This is a genomic window from Micromonospora chersina, assembly GCF_900091475.1.
Taxonomy (GTDB): domain Bacteria; phylum Actinomycetota; class Actinomycetes; order Mycobacteriales; family Micromonosporaceae; genus Micromonospora; species Micromonospora chersina.
In genome coordinates, this window is record NZ_FMIB01000002.1 from 4,445,687 (window position 1) to 4,461,142 (window position 15,456).

Annotated in this window: 14 protein-coding genes and 1 tRNA gene; 11 read left to right on the forward strand and 4 right to left on the reverse strand. The window is 70.9% G+C overall.

Going from position 1 to position 15,456, the window contains the following annotated elements; all coding sequences use genetic code 11:
• Positions 1 to 34 precede the first annotated feature (34 nt).
• The 3 genes from GA0070603_RS20705 to GA0070603_RS31555 all read left to right on the forward strand — a co-directional run bounded on the left by GA0070603_RS20705 (position 35) and on the right by GA0070603_RS31555 (position 4,212).
• Positions 35 to 3,451 carry a DEAD/DEAH box helicase family protein gene (locus tag GA0070603_RS20705; RefSeq protein ID WP_091316637.1) on the forward strand — a complete coding sequence of 1,139 codons (3,417 nt, stop codon included), beginning with the start codon at positions 35 to 37 and terminating at the stop codon, positions 3,449 to 3,451.
• Positions 3,452 to 3,710: 259 nt separating this feature from the next.
• Positions 3,711 to 3,911, forward strand: a complete 201-nt coding sequence (locus GA0070603_RS20710) for a hypothetical protein (protein ID WP_091316639.1) — start codon at positions 3,711 to 3,713, stop codon at positions 3,909 to 3,911.
• A gap of 148 nt (positions 3,912 to 4,059) precedes the next feature.
• Positions 4,060 to 4,212: transfer RNA gene (locus GA0070603_RS31555), tRNA-Arg, on the forward strand.
• Between the two features lie 147 nt (positions 4,213 to 4,359).
• Here GA0070603_RS31555 and GA0070603_RS20715 read toward each other — a convergent pair.
• The 4 genes from GA0070603_RS20715 to GA0070603_RS20730 form a co-directional block, all read right to left on the reverse strand.
• A complete protein-coding gene (locus GA0070603_RS20715; RefSeq protein ID WP_091316641.1) occupies positions 4,360 to 4,731 on the reverse strand; it encodes a DUF6331 family protein in 372 nt (123 codons plus the stop codon).
• 121 nt (positions 4,732 to 4,852) lie between these two features.
• Positions 4,853 to 5,272 (reverse strand): DUF6086 family protein, encoded by a 420-nt coding sequence (locus tag GA0070603_RS20720; protein WP_091316644.1) that lies wholly within the window; start codon positions 5,270 to 5,272, stop codon positions 4,853 to 4,855.
• Positions 5,273 to 5,494: 222 nt separating this feature from the next.
• Complete coding sequence (locus tag GA0070603_RS20725) at positions 5,495 to 6,121, reverse strand: hypothetical protein (protein WP_139131905.1); 627 nt, start codon at positions 6,119 to 6,121, stop codon at positions 5,495 to 5,497.
• 127 nt (positions 6,122 to 6,248) lie between these two features.
• Positions 6,249 to 6,809: a hypothetical protein gene (locus tag GA0070603_RS20730; protein ID WP_091316649.1), complete on the reverse strand. Its 561-nt coding sequence runs from the start codon at positions 6,807 to 6,809 to the stop codon at positions 6,249 to 6,251.
• A 164-nt stretch (positions 6,810 to 6,973) separates the two neighbouring features.
• On the opposite strand from GA0070603_RS20730, the gene GA0070603_RS20735 reads away from it, so the two are divergent.
• The 8 genes from GA0070603_RS20735 to GA0070603_RS20770 all read left to right on the forward strand — a co-directional run bounded on the left by GA0070603_RS20735 (position 6,974) and on the right by GA0070603_RS20770 (position 15,433).
• On the forward strand, positions 6,974 to 7,969 hold the full coding sequence (locus tag GA0070603_RS20735) for an ABC-2 membrane transporter-related protein (RefSeq protein WP_091316651.1): 996 nt from the start codon (positions 6,974 to 6,976) through the stop codon (positions 7,967 to 7,969).
• A 172-nt stretch (positions 7,970 to 8,141) separates the two neighbouring features.
• A complete protein-coding gene (locus GA0070603_RS20740; protein WP_091316652.1) occupies positions 8,142 to 9,059 on the forward strand; it encodes an ABC transporter ATP-binding protein in 918 nt (305 codons plus the stop codon).
• A complete protein-coding gene (locus GA0070603_RS20745) occupies positions 9,056 to 10,075 on the forward strand; it encodes an ABC-2 membrane transporter-related protein (RefSeq protein ID WP_091316654.1) in 1,020 nt (339 codons plus the stop codon). The genes GA0070603_RS20740 and GA0070603_RS20745 overlap by 4 nt, the downstream gene beginning before the upstream one ends.
• Positions 10,076 to 10,214: 139 nt before the next feature.
• Positions 10,215 to 11,264, forward strand: coding sequence for a methyltransferase (locus GA0070603_RS20750; RefSeq protein WP_091316658.1), 1,050 nt, complete (start codon positions 10,215 to 10,217; stop codon positions 11,262 to 11,264).
• 25 nt (positions 11,265 to 11,289) lie between these two features.
• Positions 11,290 to 12,168 carry an FAD binding domain-containing protein gene (locus GA0070603_RS20755; RefSeq protein ID WP_091316660.1) on the forward strand — a complete coding sequence of 293 codons (879 nt, stop codon included), beginning with the start codon at positions 11,290 to 11,292 and terminating at the stop codon, positions 12,166 to 12,168.
• A 15-nt stretch (positions 12,169 to 12,183) separates the two neighbouring features.
• On the forward strand, positions 12,184 to 12,678 hold the full coding sequence (locus GA0070603_RS20760; RefSeq protein ID WP_091316663.1) for a (2Fe-2S)-binding protein: 495 nt from the start codon (positions 12,184 to 12,186) through the stop codon (positions 12,676 to 12,678).
• A complete protein-coding gene (locus GA0070603_RS20765; RefSeq protein ID WP_091316665.1) occupies positions 12,675 to 15,035 on the forward strand; it encodes a xanthine dehydrogenase family protein molybdopterin-binding subunit in 2,361 nt (786 codons plus the stop codon). Before GA0070603_RS20760 ends, GA0070603_RS20765 begins: the two co-directional genes overlap by 4 nt.
• A 26-nt stretch (positions 15,036 to 15,061) precedes the next feature.
• Positions 15,062 to 15,433: a VOC family protein gene (locus tag GA0070603_RS20770; RefSeq protein ID WP_091316667.1), complete on the forward strand. Its 372-nt coding sequence runs from the start codon at positions 15,062 to 15,064 to the stop codon at positions 15,431 to 15,433.
• Positions 15,434 to 15,456 lie beyond the last annotated feature (23 nt).

The following is a 15,456-nucleotide window of genomic DNA, read 5'->3' on the forward strand; positions in this document are numbered from 1 at the left end:
CAAGGGCTGTCGACTGTGGGGAGTTGGCGCTCGGATGAGCAACTTCGCGTTCCTGCGGGCTGAGTGGCCCGTGCTGTTTGGCGAGGCCCTGCGGGCGGAGCGGCTGGCCGTCGCTGATCCGCGGGCCTCGTGCTTCTACGCCCGGCGGTCGCTCGAACTCGCGCTTACCTGGCTCTTCGAGGCTGACAGCACGCTGAACAAGCCGTACAAGGACGACCTGTCGGCGATGATCCACGAGCCGTCGCTGCGCAACCTGGTGGGCAACAGCCTGCAGGCGAAGATGAACATCATCCGCAAGCAGGGCAACACGGCCGTCCACAAGAGCACGCCGGTGACGCCGAAGGAGGCGGTGCCGGTCGTCCGCGAGCTGTTCCACGTCATGTACTGGATCGCCCGGCACTACACCCGCGACCAGGCCAAGGTGCCGGCCAGCGCGCTCGCCTTCAACCCGGACCTCATCCCCCGGCCGGTTCCCTCGCAGGTCCGGCAGCAGACCCAGGCTGAGCTCAAGGCGCTGGCTGACAAGCTCGCCGCCCAGGATGCGGCGCTGGCGGCCGAGCGGGAGAAGTCCGCGACCCTCGACGCTGAGTTGGCGAAGCTGCGGGCCGAGATCGCCGCCGCGAAGGCCGCCAACGAGGCCCGCCCCGACGACCACGACTACGACGAGGCGCAGACCCGCGACCTCTTCATCGACCTCATGCTGCGGGAGGCCGGCTGGCGCCTCGACCGCCCGGAGGACCGCGAGTTCGAGGTCACCGGCATGCCCAATGGCACGGGCACCGGGTACGTCGACTACGTCCTGTGGGGTGACGACGGCAAGCCGCTCGCGGTGGTCGAGGCCAAGCGCACCCGCCGGGACGCCACCGTCGGTCAGCAGCAGGCCAAGCTGTACGCCGACTGCCTGGAGCAGCGGTACGGCCAGCGGCCGGTCATCTTCTACACCAACGGCTACGAGACCTGGCTCTGGGACGACACCGCCTACCCTCCCCGCCCGGTGCAGGGCTTCTACACCAAGGATGAGCTCCACCTGCTGATCCAGCGCCGCGACACCCGCAAGCCGCTCGCGGACGTGCCCATCAACCTGGAGATCGTCGAGCGGTACTACCAGCACCGGGCGATCCGGGCCATCGGCGAGGCGTTCGAGACGCAGCGGCAGCGCCAGGCGCTTGTCGTGATGGCCACCGGCGCCGGCAAGACCCGCACCGTGATTGCCCTGGTCGATCTGCTGATGCGCGCGAACTGGGTCAAGCGGGTGCTCTTCCTCGCCGACCGCAACGCGCTGGTTAACCAGGCGGTCAACGCGTTCAAGGCGCACCTGCCGGACGCGGCGACGGTCAACCTGGTCACCGAGAAGAACACCGAGGGTCGGGTGTACGTCTCGACGTACCCGACCATGATGGGCCTGATCAACGAGACCGCGAGCGGTGAGCGTCGCTTCGGCCCCGGCTACTTCGACCTGGTCATCATCGACGAGGCGCACCGGTCGGTCTACCAGAAGTACCGGGCGATCTTCTCCTGGTTCGACAGCCTCCTCGTCGGGCTCACCGCGACCCCGCGCAACGAGATCGACCGCAACACCTACAGCCTGTTCAACCTGGAAGACGGCGTTCCCACCGACCACTACGACCTCGACGACGCGGTCAACGAGGGCTTCCTTGTGCCGCCGCGGGCGGTCTCCGTACCGTTGAAGTTCCAGCGCGACGGCATCCGGTACGACGACCTCACCGAGGAGGAGAAGGACGACTGGGACGCCATCGACTGGGGTGAGGACGGACCGCCGGACAGCGTCGACCCGGACGCGGTCAACAAGTGGCTGTTTAACGCCGACACCGTGGACAAGGTGCTGGAGACGTTGATGACCCACGGCCATCACGTCGCGGGCGGCGACCGGATCGGCAAGACCATCATCTTTGCCAAGAACAACGCCCACGCGGACTTCATCCAGAAGCGGTTCGACCTCGCGTACCCGATGCACCGAGGCCACCTGGCCCGGGTCATCACCCACAAGACCGAGTACGCCCAGAGCCTCATCGACGCCTTCTCGGAGAAGGAGAAGGACCCGCACATCGCGGTCTCGGTGGACATGCTCGACACCGGCATCGACGTGCCCGAGGTCGTCAACCTGGTCTTCTTCAAGATCGTGCGGTCGAAGTCGAAGTTCTGGCAGATGATCGGCCGCGGCACCCGTCTCTGCAAGGACCTCTACGGTCCCGACCAGCACAAGCAGGACTTCTTCATCTTCGACTTCTGCCAGAACTTCGAGTTCTTCAACCACAACCCGAAGGCGGCCGAGGGCACGCTGGGCGAGTCGCTGACCGAGCGGCTGTTCAAGGCCCAGCTCGAACTGATCTACCGCCTCGACCAGCGAATCCCCTGCGACGCCGGCGCCGAGACGGAGGCCGACGGGACGCAGAGCGAGGCGGCGCTGCGCTGGGACCTCGCCCGCAACCTGCACCGCCGGGTGGAGAACATCCACCTCGACAACTTCGTCGTACGCCCCAAGCGGCGCCTGGTGCAGTACTACGTCGACTTCGAGCACTGGCACCGGCTCACCCCCGAGGCGGTGGACGAGATCGGCAGCAACCTCGCCGGCCTGCCCACCGCCGTGAAGGACGAGGACGAGGCCGCCAAGCGGTTCGACCTGCTGGTGCTGCGCCTCCAGCTCGGCCAGCTCGACGTGGAACCCGCCTACGACCGGCTGCGCCGGCAGGTGCAGGACATCGCCTCGACGCTGCTGGAGCAGACCAGCATCCCGGCGGTCCGCGAGCAGCAGCAACTCCTCGACGAGGTGGCCGGCGACGAGTGGTGGCAGGACATCACCCTGCCGATGCTGGAGCTGATGCGCCGCCGTCTCCGTGGGCTGGTCAAGCTGATCGAGAGGTCCAAGCGGGCCATCGTCTACACCGACTTCACCGACGAGCTGGGCGAGATCTCCGTCGTCACGTTGAATGACATCAAGATCGGCACGGAGTTCGAGCGGTTCCGCGCGAAGGCCCGGGTGTACCTGCGCGCTCACGAGGATCACCTGGCGTTGCAGAAGCTGCGCCGCAACAAGCAGCTTTCCCCGACCGACCTCGATGAGCTGGAGCGGATGCTGGCGGCCAGCGGCGGCGGCACGGAGGACATCGATGAGGCCCGCCGCTCGGCCCACGGGCTCGGCCTGTTCATCCGCTCGCTGGTCGGACTCGACAGGGAAGCGGCCACCGAGGCGTTCGGCGAGTTCCTGGCCGGCCGGACCCTGACCGCGAACCAGATCAACTTCGTCAACCTGATCATCACCCACCTCACGCAGAACGGCGTGATGGAGCCCGCGCGGCTCTACGAATCCCCGTTCAGCGACATCGCCCCGCACGGGCCGGACTCGATCTTCCCGTCCGCCGACGTCGACCACCTGATCACGATCCTCAACTCCGTCCGAGACACCGCCGCCCCTGCCGCCGAGGTGGCTTAGCCAGCCCGAGAGACGCAGCCGCTCACGTTGCCGAATTAGTCCGGGAGGATCAACGCGGCCCGCAAGCCGGCCGTGCTGGCCCTGCCCGGGCCGCTGGCGACCTTCGACCGGCATCGTCCGCGCCGCCCCGACGCCAGCCGTCGGCGGCGACCTTGTCTTGGTGGCCTGCGGCAGGCAGCTGAACAAGAATGACGCGTGAGGGGCCCCAAGACGCTCGGAGGGGATCATGAAAGCGACTCGTGAAGATATCCAGCGGGCTATGAACGCGCGGGTGACCGACTGGATCTACCAGGCCGAGGTGGAGTACGAGCCCCGCCCGGCGACAGCGGCATACACGGCGGAGCTGAGCCCCGACGACCTTGCGTGGCTGTTCGAGGAGGCCGAACGCCGCAACGTCAGCCCGTCGACGGTGATCCAGGACCTGGTGAGCCAGGCGCGCGAGCGGTCGACTCCTCGCTAGCGGATCAAGAAGCGGACGATTGACCAAGACCCCAGGCGGTCGATCGGTGAATAGAGGCACGCCGCTGCCTACCAACGCTCGACCAGCGGCAGTCGCGATCGCCTGCCCAGTTGATCGAAGCATTTGCATTGACCGTGCCCCCTGGGGGGCGCCTCGTGGGTCGGAAACGCCGTCTAGTGTCACGTTCCGTTGCTACTGCTACATACCGAATCCGGACAAACCTGCAAAACTCCATGTCAGGGCCACCTTCTCATTACGACTACGGATCAGAAGGTTAGGGGTTCGAGTCCCTTCGGGCGCGCAGGACAGGAAGAAGCCTCCGACCAGCCGAAACGGCAGGGTCGGGGGCTCTTCCGTATCCACCGCGATCAGCTCCTGGGCTCTCCGGGGGAGCCAGGTCCGGCACTGCTTGTCGGTCTCATATCTGCTGGCCCGTACGGCTGGCGGGTCAGGTTGCCCGGTCGCGACAGGATCGCCGCGGACACCCGGTGCCCGAGTGCGCATCACCGGCCGCCAGTCCCGCCTGCAAGGCGGACAGGAAGTCCAGCAGCTGACGCCGTGCAGCGTGGTCGGGCGTGCGGTGGTTGAGGAAAGCCGACTCGACGCGGTGCGAGCGGTCCTCGACCATCTCGATCAGCTCGGCGAGTTGAAGCCGAGCCTCGACCACCGTGTCCGACCCCACCTCGCGGCACCACGCCTCGACAACGGCAGGATCGGTGGAGACGGCGTCGATCCCGCAGCAGTCGCGGACACACTCGATCTCACAGAAGATGATGCACTGGCTCAGGGGCGACGGTACGTCGACCGACACGTACGCCATTGCCGCTCCTTCCGCTGGCCCGCCGCGACGCACTGCACTCCTGCGGGCATGCACTGATCTTCGTCCCAGGAAGTAGCGGTTTAGTTTTTCTGCCGCGGGCGGACACGATCACGTGATGTGGTCAAACTGGCATGGCTGCGGCGTGCGTGCTGGCGAGCTCGTGGAGACGGGCGGGGTCGCCCAGCGGGCGGATTCCTCCTGCGCCGACGGAAACGTCCCTCGGGTCCAGCGTGGCAGTGGCCTGGAGCGAGCGGACGCTTCGGCCGGCGCGGTCAACGAGAACGAGCGCGGTGGCGGTGAAGCCTTCCAGCAAGGACCTGAGGATCGTGTGGCTCGAGGACAGGTACTGCGCCACCAGCGCATCCACGAAATCGGCGAACACGTCGAGGTCGATGTCGTACTCGTCGGCCTGCATGGGCCCGATCCCGGTCGGTCTGTCAACCAGGTCGGCGACCGCGTTGCTGGTCCGGACGAACAACTCGGCCACCCGGTTTGAAGGGTTCCACAGGACGAGGTCGCCCGCCTGAAAGTACTGACTCATATTCACAGGATCACGGATTGGTGATCAGGTGTTCGCCCCGCCCCGGCGACCCCTCCGCTCGATGTCTCGCACCGGGCGGATCATGCACTGTCACCGTGCCCAGCCGCACGAGTCGCGGCCCGCACTCTCGAAGTCGCTCCACGGTCTCGCGCAGCCCGGCCGTCGGTCGGCCTGTTGCCCGAGCGTGCCGTTTGCGGCGCGGACCGATTGCTCCATCTTCTTCTAGTCCCGGGGCTGGTTCCGGGCGTCGTCGGGAACGTAGCCGTCCGGGGAGAGGACCGACAGGCGGAAGCCCATCGGCACCCGCTGGTGGCGAGGCAGGCCGAGCACCGTGTAGGCGACCGCGAGGTTGTCGAAGAACAGCCCTGAACCGGGAGCCATCTCCACGTCCGGGATCGTGATCGTGACGAAGACCGGCAACTCCGTGCCCGCCCCCACTCTCATCGACCGGAAGGGTGTCGCCGCATCCGGGTCGAACATGGCGTTGGCCTCGGCGGTGTGGTTGACCGCCAGGCGGACGACCTTGAACACGTGCTGGTCAGCGGGGCCGTCGTTGACCGCGACGCCGGTGATCGTCACCGGCCACGGGCCGGGATTGCGGATGGACGCACCGAATGTGATCTGCCCTCGGGGGCTGAAGGCGAACCGAATCTCCGTCCTGGGCCCTTCGGTGAGGGTCTCCGCGTCGGCCCCGTGCCACCACGAACTGCCGTGGTCGAGGCGATGCCCCATGGTCACCGACGGGTACCCGGCGCACAGCGCGACAGCCAGCGTCGCGGCGCCCAGCAACCGCCAGCGACGTGCCACAGAGGGCGTCCGGGTGGATACGCGCACCGGCGCCAGCTTCATGACAGCGCACGCTACAACGCGCCTCGGCACCGCGCTGCCCGCCTCCCGGCGGCGGAGAGCTGGACCCGGAGACGAAGGCCGAGGGCCGGCCTCCCGTTCGGGGAGACCGGCCCTCGGGTCAGCAGGGTCAGAAGGTGCGGGTGGGGTCCCACTGCCGGTTGGCCTCCTCGGCCGCCCGGCGACGCTCGACGGCTGCTCGCTTGCTCGCGTCCGCTCCGCGCATCGACGCGCCGACCGCGACGGCGCCGAGCCACGCCACGGTGCCCATCACGGCGACGGCCCGGAAGCCGCCGGTGATCCAGCAGGCGAGGATGACGGCGAGGCCGCCGGCGGCGATGCCCCAGCCCCACTGGGTGGGCAGGTGCCGCAGCGCCGAGGCGACCAGCACGGCCAGCGCCAGCGAGGCGATGGGGCTGGGCTCCTGCGGCAGGTCGGCGACCTGCGAGACGAGGATCGCCACGGCGACCACGACCAGGCCGGCGACGGCCGTCCAGGTGCGGTTGATCCGGCGACCCAGCGCGAGCAGGGACACCACCGCGGCCACGGCGGTGTCGAAGACCGCGTAGCTGCCGCCCCAGCTGTCGCTGATCATGTAGGCGGTGAAGGCCATGCCCAGCACGGCTGCCAGGGCGAAGGCGATGTCGAAGGCGATTCCGGCCCCGCGGGCCGACCGGTCCGAAGTGTCCATGCGACCCACGCTAGGTATTCGCCCGGTCGACCGAACCGGTCAAAAGTACGGTCCGGGGCGCGGTGAACCGTGCTTTGGGCCGATGTTGGGCGGCGGCCACCTCTCCAGGATGTGGTCATGCCTATTGATGAGTCGTGTCCGTTGCCGCGGGTCGAGGTGCCGCGATGATCTGGATGAGTTGGCGGCAGTTCCGCACCCAGGCCCTCGTCGGCGTCGTCGCGCTGGCGCCGCTGGCGGCCTACCTCCTGTTCACCGGTCTGGACATCCGGCAGGCGTACGACCGCTACCAGGACCGGTGCGCGGTCGCCGACCGGTGCCTGGACGCGATGAGCCAGTTCCAGGACGACTACCGCACCCGGCTGCTCTTCCTCGCCCTGCTGCTGGCGATCATCCCGGCGGTGCTGGGCGTGTTCTGGGGTGCGCCGCTGATCGCCCGGGAGTTGGAGTCGGGCACGCAGCGGCTGGTCTGGAACCAGAGCGTCACCCGGCGCCGCTGGCTGGCGGTCAAGCTGCTCTTCGTCGGCCTGGCCAGCATGGCGGTCGCGGCCCTGGCCAGCCTGCTGCTGACCTGGGCGGCGAGCCCCTACGACAAGGTGTCCGGGGAGCGGTTCGCGGCGCTGGCGTTCGGCGCCCGCAACCTGACGCCGATCGCGTACGCGGCGCTGGCCTTCGTGCTGGGCACGGTCATCGGGCTGCTGATGCGCAAGACGGTGCCGGCCATGGCGTTGACGATCCTGGCCTTCACACTGCTCCAGTTCCTGATACCGAACATGGTCCGGCCGCACCTCATGGAGCCGGTCACCGTGACGAAGGCGATGACCGCCGACGCGCTCCGCGAGCTGCGTGGGGTGGGCACCGACGCCACGGTGAAGGGCCTGAGCATCCCGAACGCCTGGGTGACCGGCACCAGCAAGCTGCTCACCGCCGGCGGGCAGCCGGTCGACGCCCGGACCATCGACACCTGTCTGACCAGGCCGCAGTCGGGGGGCGCCGCGGACACCGCGGCCTGCCTCGGCGAGCGGAACCTGCATGTCACGGTCGACTACCAGCCCAACAGCCGCTACTGGTCGTTCCAGTGGATCGAGTCGGCGCTCTACCTGGCGCTCGCGGGGCTGCTGGCCGGCTTCGGCCTGTGGCGGATCCAGCGCCACGTGAGCTGACCGCCCGTTCGTCACGGCGGCGTCAGGGAACCCGTTTCCCCGGCGCCGCCGCGCGTGCTTTTCCGCCGTCGGGGGCGGGCCGAGGGAAACCAGTCAAAAGTACGGTAGCCAGAAGCGCCGACCCTACTTTGGACCGATGCTGCGGCGGACGGCGATCCGCAGGATTGACGCTATGCCACAGGAGAATTCCTATCCCGCACTCCAGGCCGAGGGTCTGACGAAGCAATACGGCAAGCGGCTCGCGCTGGCCGACTGCAACCTCAACGTCCCCCGCGGACGGGTGGTCGGCCTGGTCGGGCCGAACGGCGCCGGCAAGTCCACACTGCTGAACCTCGCCTGCGGGCTGATCACGCCGACGGCGGGAAGCCTGCGGGTGCTCGGTTCGCCTCCGGCGGCGAACGCGGCGCACCTGGCCAAGGTCGGGTTCGTCGCGCAGGACACCCCGGTCTACGGCACGTTCACCGTGGCTGACCACCTGCGGATGGGCGCGAAGCTGAACCCGTCCTGGGACCAGTCCCTGGCCGACCGGCGGATCGCGCAGGTCGGGCTCAACCTCAAGCAGAAGGCGGGCCGGCTCTCCGGCGGCCAGCGTGCCCAGCTGGCGCTGACCATCGCCGCCGCGAAGCGCCCGGAGCTGCTGATCTTCGACGAGCCGGCCGCCGCGCTGGACCCGCTGGCCCGGGACGGGTTCATGCAGAACCTTATGGAGTTCGTCGCCGAACTGGGTGCCAGCGCGATCCTCTCCTCGCACCTGCTCAGCGACGTGGAGCGGGTGTGCGACTACCTCATCGTGCTCTGCGCCTCCCGGGTGCAGGTCGCCGGCGAGGTGAAGGACCTGCTGGCCCAGCACTATCGGCTGGTCGCCCCGCGCGGCGAGCTGGACCGGCTGCCGGCGGAGGTCGAGGTCATCCGCATGCAGCACACCGACCAGTACAGCCGCGCGGTCGTGCGGGTGGCCGGCGCGCTGCCGCGTACGCCGTGGAGCGTCGAGCCGGTCTCGCTGGAGGAGATGGTCCTCAGCTACATGACCCGGGCGGCGGGCGTCTCCGCCGGCCTGGCGGACGCCATGGCGGGGGAGGCCGTACGGTGATCTGGACGACCTGGCGGCAGTTCCGCGGGCAGGCCCTGGTCGGCGTCATCGGCCTGGCCCTGATCGCCGCGTACTTCCTCTACCTCGGGTTCGACATCCGGGACTCCTACGACAACTACCGGGCGCAGTGCGCCAGCCTGGCCGACTGCGGCCCGCAGCTGAGCCAGTTCAGCGCCGACTACGAGAACACCCTGCTCTACCTGGCCGCGTTGCTCGGGCTCATCCCGGGCCTGCTCGGCATGTTCTGGGGCGCGCCCCTGGTGGCGCGGGAGCTGGAGGCCGGCACCCAGCGGCTGGTCTGGAGCCAGAGCGTGACCCGCCGGCACTGGCTGGCGGTCAAGCTGGCTCTGGTGGGGCTGGCCAGCATAGTGGTGGCGGGCGCGGCCAGCCTGCTGCTGACCTGGGCGGCCAGCCCCGTGGACCAGGTGGCCGACAACCGGTTCAGCACGATCCTGTTCGGCGCCCGGAACATCGCGCCGATCGCGTACGCGGCGTTCGCCTTCGTGCTCGGGACGATCATCGGGCTCATGGTGCGTCGGACCGTGCCGGCCATGGCGCTGACCATCCTGGCCTTCGTGGTCTTCCAGTTCCTGGTGCCCAACGTGATCCGGCCGCACTTCCTGCCGGCGGAGCACCTCACCAAGCCGATGACCGTGCAGGCCATCAACCAGGCCCGCAGCCTGGGCAGCATCACCGGAGCCCCGGTGGTCAAGGGCCTGACCGTGCCGGACGCCTGGGTCACCGACGTCAGCGAGCTGCTCACGAAGACGGGTGAGCCGCTGGACGAGGGGATCTTCAACGAGTGCTTCACCAACGCCCCGGAGACCGGCACGGCCGAGGGCCCGTACGGGGACACCGCCGTCTGTCTGGCGAAGCACGACGTGCACGTGGAGATCGCGTACCAGCCGACCAGCCGGTACTGGTCGTTCCAGTGGCTGGAGTCGGCGTTCTACCTGGTGCTGGCCGGGCTGCTGGCCGGCTTCGGGTTCTGGCGGCTCCAGCGCCGCCCGAGCTGAGCCCGGCGCGGGTCGTCCGGCCGGCGGTCCACCAGGGCCGCCGGCCGGTCGCTTTTCCAGCAACCGAGAAGAAGATCCGGTACGTCCCGCCTGGATAGCTTGAGTGCGACGCAGCCGACGGGCACCGGGAGGCCGAGCCATGGAAAACCCACCGCAGCAGTTCGCGCCTCCCGTGTCGGTGACCGTGCTGGAGAAGCTGCTCGGCCGGCTGACCTCGGTGTGCATCCAGGTCGCCACGGCCGGCCTCGATCTGCCCGACCGGCTCCGGAACGGTCCGAAGTCGATCGACGAGCTGGCCGCCGAGGTGGGCGGGGACCGGGACGTGCTGCTGCTCTTCATGCGGGCGCTGACCAGCGAGTCGATCTTCCAGGAGGTCGAGCCGGGGGTGTTCGCGCACACCGAGGAGTCCCGCTGCCTGATCAGCGACGCGCCGAACTCGCTGCACGGCATCGCCGAGATGCTCGGGGCCGAGTGGGCCTGGAAGGTGTGGGAGCCGGCCGAGGTGCTGCACACCATCCGCACCGGCCAGCCCGCCTTCGAGCACGTCTTCGGCCGGGACATCTGGGACTACATGACGGCCAACCGCGACCAGTACGCCGTGTTCAGCCGCGCCCAGACCATCTTCTCCGGGCCGAAGGACGACGCGATCGTCGACGCGTACGACTTCGAGGGCGTCAAGACCATCGTCGACCTCGGCGGCGGTGAGGGCACCTTCCTGGAGAAAATCCTGCTCAAGCACCCGGGGATCGAGGGCGTCCTGTTCGACCTGCCGCCCGTGGTGGAGCGGGCCCGGGCGCGGGTGGCCGGCAGCGCCGTCGCCGACCGCTACACCTGTGTGGGCGGCAGCTTCTTCGACCGGGTGCCGCCGGGCGCCGACGCGTACGTGCTCAAGCAGGTGCTGCACGACTGGAGCGACGACGAGTCGGTGGAGATCCTGCGCAAGGTCCGCGAGGTGCTGCCGCCGTCGGGCCGGATCCTGGTGGCCGCGCACCTGGTGCCCGCGCCGCCGCGCCGCCCGCTGAAGTACCTGATGGCCGGCATGTGGGTGCGGCTCAACACGCCGGGCGGCTACGAGCGGACCGAGCAGGAGTTCCGCGACGTGTTCGACCGGGCCGGCCTGGAGCTGGTCCGGATCCTGCCCACCGCCTCCACGCACAGCATTCTGGAGACCCGCCGCGCCGAGGACTGACCGGCCGAGCCGAGGGAGGTGGCGCGTGAAGGCCGCGCCCTTCGACCACCACGCCCCGACCAGCCTCGCCGAGGCCCACGACCTCCTCGCCCGGCACGGCCCGGACGCCACGCTGATCGCCGGTGGACAGAGCCTCGTGCCGCTCATGGCGCTGCGGCTGGCCCGGCCCCGGGTGCTGGTCGACCTCAACGGGGTGGCCGGCCTGGCCGGGATCCGCGACGAGCCGGACGCCGTGACCGTCGGCGCGCTCACCCGTCAGCGGGCCGTCGAGCGGTCCCCGGTGGTCGCCGCCCGGCTGCCGCTGCTCGCCGAGGCGGTCGGCCGGATCGGTCACCCGCAGGTGCGCAACCGCGGCACCGTGGGGGGCAGCCTGGCGCTCGGGCATCCCGCCGCCGAACTGCCCGCCGCCGCGCTCGCCCTGGACGCCACAGTGGTCCTCGCCGGCATCGGGGGCGTGGAGCGCGAGGTCGCGGCCGGGGACTTCCACACCGCGACGGGCGGCACGGCGCTGCGGGCGGGCGAGGTGCTGACCCGGGTCCGGTACCCCGTGCCGCCGGCCGGCACCGGCCACGGCTTCCACGAGCTGGGCCGCCGTGCGCGGGACTTCGCGCTGGCCGGCGCCGCCGTGGTGCTCGGCCGGGGCGGTGACGGCGGGTGCGCGTACGCCCGGGTGGCGGTGCTGGGCGGCGGCCCGGCGCCGCGTCGCCTGCCCGGCGTGGAGCGGGCGCTGCGCGGCGGACCCCTCGACGCCGAGGCGATCGCGGAGGCCGCGGCCGGCGCCGCCGCCGAGGCCGAGCCGGTCGGCGACGTGCAGGCCGACGCCGGGTACCGCCGCGAGGTGCTGGTGACCCTGGTCCGGCGGGCGCTGTCCGACGCGGCGCGCCGGGCCCGACCGACACACTGACCTGGGGAGCGACGCATGGAGTCCGTCGAGCTGCTGGTGAACGGGGTACGCCGGGAGGGGCGGGTCGAGCCGCGCCGGACGCTTGCCGACTTCCTCCGCGAGGATCTCGGGCTGACCGGCACGCACGTCGGCTGCGAGCAGGGCGCCTGCGGCGCGTGCACGGTGCTCCTCGACGGCGAGCCGGTCTACGCCTGCCTGCTCTTCGCCGTGCAGGCGCGGGGCCACGAGATCACCACGGTCGAGGGGCTGGCCGCCCCGGGCGAGCTGGATCCCATGCAGGACGCCTTCCGCCGGTGCCACGCCCTCCAGTGCGGTTTCTGCACCCCGGGCATGCTGCTGGCCGCGCACGGGCTGCTCGCCGACGACCCGGACCCGGACGACGCGGGCATCCGGATCGCGCTCGCCGGCAACATCTGCCGCTGCACCGGCTACCAGAGCATCGTGGACGCGGTCCGGCTCGCCGCGGCGGAGCGGCGCCGGTCGGCCGCGCCGGACGGAGCGGCGCGATGAGCGGCGTACCCGAGGAGGGCCGGATCGGCAGCCCGGCCCGGCGGATCGAGGACCCGCGCCTGCTGACCGGCCGGGGCCGGTACGTGGCCGACCTGACCGCCCCGCACCTGGCCCACGCGGCGTTCCTCCGCAGCACCGTCCCGCACGCCCGGATCACCGTGGACGCCTCGGCGGCCCGTACCGCCCCCGGGGTGGTCGCCGTCTTCACGGCGGCGGACCTCGCCGGGACGCTCGGCCCGGTCAGCTTCGACGCCTCGATCCCCGGGATGACCCAGCTCGTGCACACCGCGCTCGCCGACGACCGGGTGCGGCTGGTCGGCGACCCGGTGGCCATGGTGGTGGCGGAGAGCCGCTACCTGGCCGAGGACGCGCTGGAGCTGATCGAGGTCCGGTACGACGAGCTGCCCCCGGTGCCGGACGTGGCGACCGCCCTCGACCCGGCCGCCCCGGCCCTGTACGACGTGGCGCCCGGCAACGTGCCGTACCACGACACCGCGCGGTACGGCGACGTCGACGGCGCCTTCCGCCGCGCGGACCGGGTGATCGGCCGGACGCTGCGGCAGCACCGGTACATGGCCGCGCCGCTGGAGACCCGGGGCGGGCTGGCCGCGTACGAGCCGGCCGGCGGCGAGCTGACGTACCACGCCAGCGCGCACGCGCCGCACCTCATGCGGATGGTGCTCGCCGCGCACCTGCGGCTGCCGCCGCACCGGGTCCGGGTGGTGGTGCCGGACATGGGTGGCTCGTTCGGGTCTAAGTGGGGCATCACCCGGGAGGACCTGCTGGTGTGCGCGGCCGCCGTGCGCACCGGCCGGCCCGTGCGGTGGATCGAGGACCGCCGGGAGAACCTGCTGGTCGGCGGGCACGCCCGGGACGAGTCGCTGCACCTGGAGGCGGCGGTACGGGCGGACGGCACCCTGCTCGGGCTGCGGGCGAGGCTCGTCATGGATGTCGGGGCGTACTCGGTCATCCCCATGAACCCGGCGTTCTTCACGCTGGCGCTGCGGCTGCTGATCCCCGGCCCCTACCGGGTGCCCGCGTACGACTTCGAGGTCAGCACGGTCTGCACGAACAAGGGGCCGTACGTGGCGTACCGGGGGCCGTGGGCGGTGGAGACCTGGGCGCGGGAGGTGCTGCTCGACATCATCGCCGGTGAGCTGGGGCTGGCGCCGGAGGAGATCCGCCGGCGCAACCTGGTCACCCCGGCCGAGCAGCCGTACCGGACGGCGGCCGGGTGGCGGCTGGACGGGACGCGGGCGTCGGCCACCCTGGACCGGGCGCTGGAGCTGGCCGACCTGCCCCGGTTCCGGGCCGAGCAGCGGCGCGCCCGGGAGCGCGGCGAGGTGCTCGGCTTCGGGCTGGCCACCTTCATCGAGCCGTCGCCGGGCGGTGCCGAGTTCCTCGCCATGTCCGGCGGCGGCAAGGAGACCGCCCGGGTCCGCGTCGAGCCGACCGGCGAGGTCTCCCTGTTCACCTCGCAGATCCCGCACGGGCAGGGGCACGAGACCACGCTCGCGCAGGTGGTGGCGGCCGAGTTCGGGCTGCCGTACACGGCCGTGCGGGTGGTGCACGGTGACACCGACGCCACCCCGTTCAGCATGGTGGGCACCGGCGGGAGCCGGTCCGCCACCTTCGGCAGCGGCGCGGCGGTCCGGGCCGCCCGGGCCGTACGCGATCAGGTTCTCCGCCTGGCCAGCGGGATGCTCGGCGCCCCGCCGGAGGAGCTGGAGCTGGGCGGCGGCCGCGTCTTCGTGCGGGAGCGGCCGGCGACCGGGCTGACCATGGTGCAGCTCGCCGGCATGGTCTCCCTGGCCCCGGCCTACCTGCCCCCGGACACGCCGACCGAGCTGGCGGCCACCGCCACCCACGACGGGGCGGACGGCGGGTTCGCCCAGGCCACCCACTGCTGCTGGGTACGGGTGGACCCGGGCACCGGACAGGTCGCGGTCACCCGGTACCTCGTGGTCGAGGACTGCGGCTCGATGATCAATCCAGCCGTGGTCGAGGGGCAGATCCGCGGCGGCACGGCACAGGGACTGGGCGGGGTGCTCCACGAGCGGCTGCACTACGACGCGGCGGCGCGGCCCCTGACCGGCACCCTGCGGGACTATCTGCTGCCCACCGCGGCGGACGTGCCGCCGATCGAGATCGTGCACCTCGGCCCGGAGCCCGGGGCCGGTCCGCCGGACTACCGGGGGGTCGGTGAGGGGGGCGCCATCTGCGCGCCGCCGGCCATCACCAACGCGCTCTCCGACGCGTTGGGCACCGAGATCACCCAGCAGTCGGTGACCCCGTCGTTCGTGCTCGCGGCGCTGCGCAAGGCCGGCGCGACACCCCCGGACCTGCTTGACAGGTAGGAAGTTCCCTACCTATCGTCGTCGGCATGAGCATCAAGGGAATCAAGTTGATCACCGTGCCCGTGTCCGACCAGGACGCCGCCAAGCAGTTCTACGTCGAGCAGCTCGGCTTCGAGGTGTCGCAGGACTCCCAGATGGGGCCCATGCGCTGGCTCGAGGTGGCGCCCAAGGGATCGCCGGTCAGCTTCGCGCTGCTGCCGAGCGTGCTGGGTGTGCCCGTGGGCGGCCTCAAGGGCGTCCAGCTCTTCACCGACGACCTCGACGGCGACTGCGAGAGCCTGCGCGCCGCCGGCGTCAAGGTGGACGGGCCGAACGCCCGCCCGTGGGGTCGTGACGCGAACTTCTCCGACCCGGACGGCAACGGCTTCGTCCTCATGTCGGCGCACGCCGACCAGTAGGTCGACGCGCCCCGGCTCGGCCG

Coding starts and splice junctions, on each gene's coding strand:
- GA0070603_RS20705 (WP_091316637.1), top strand. CDS start 35: ATGAGCAACTTCGCGTTCCTGCGGGCTGAGTGGCCCGTGCTGTTTGGC.
- GA0070603_RS20710 (WP_091316639.1), top strand. CDS start 3,711: ATGAACGCGCGGGTGACCGACTGGATCTACCAGGCCGAGGTGGAGTAC.
- GA0070603_RS20715 (WP_091316641.1), bottom strand. CDS start 4,731: ATGGCGTACGTGTCGGTCGACGTACCGTCGCCCCTGAGCCAGTGCATC.
- GA0070603_RS20720 (WP_091316644.1), bottom strand. CDS start 5,272: ATGAGTCAGTACTTTCAGGCGGGCGACCTCGTCCTGTGGAACCCTTCA.
- GA0070603_RS20725 (WP_139131905.1), bottom strand. CDS start 6,121: ATGAAGCTGGCGCCGGTGCGCGTATCCACCCGGACGCCCTCTGTGGCA.
- GA0070603_RS20730 (WP_091316649.1), bottom strand. CDS start 6,809: ATGGACACTTCGGACCGGTCGGCCCGCGGGGCCGGAATCGCCTTCGAC.
- GA0070603_RS20735 (WP_091316651.1), top strand. CDS start 6,974: ATGATCTGGATGAGTTGGCGGCAGTTCCGCACCCAGGCCCTCGTCGGC.
- GA0070603_RS20740 (WP_091316652.1), top strand. CDS start 8,142: ATGCCACAGGAGAATTCCTATCCCGCACTCCAGGCCGAGGGTCTGACG.
- GA0070603_RS20750 (WP_091316658.1), top strand. CDS start 10,215: ATGGAAAACCCACCGCAGCAGTTCGCGCCTCCCGTGTCGGTGACCGTG.
- GA0070603_RS20760 (WP_091316663.1), top strand. CDS start 12,184: ATGGAGTCCGTCGAGCTGCTGGTGAACGGGGTACGCCGGGAGGGGCGG.
- GA0070603_RS20765 (WP_091316665.1), top strand. CDS start 12,675: ATGAGCGGCGTACCCGAGGAGGGCCGGATCGGCAGCCCGGCCCGGCGG.
- GA0070603_RS20770 (WP_091316667.1), top strand. CDS start 15,062: ATGAGCATCAAGGGAATCAAGTTGATCACCGTGCCCGTGTCCGACCAG.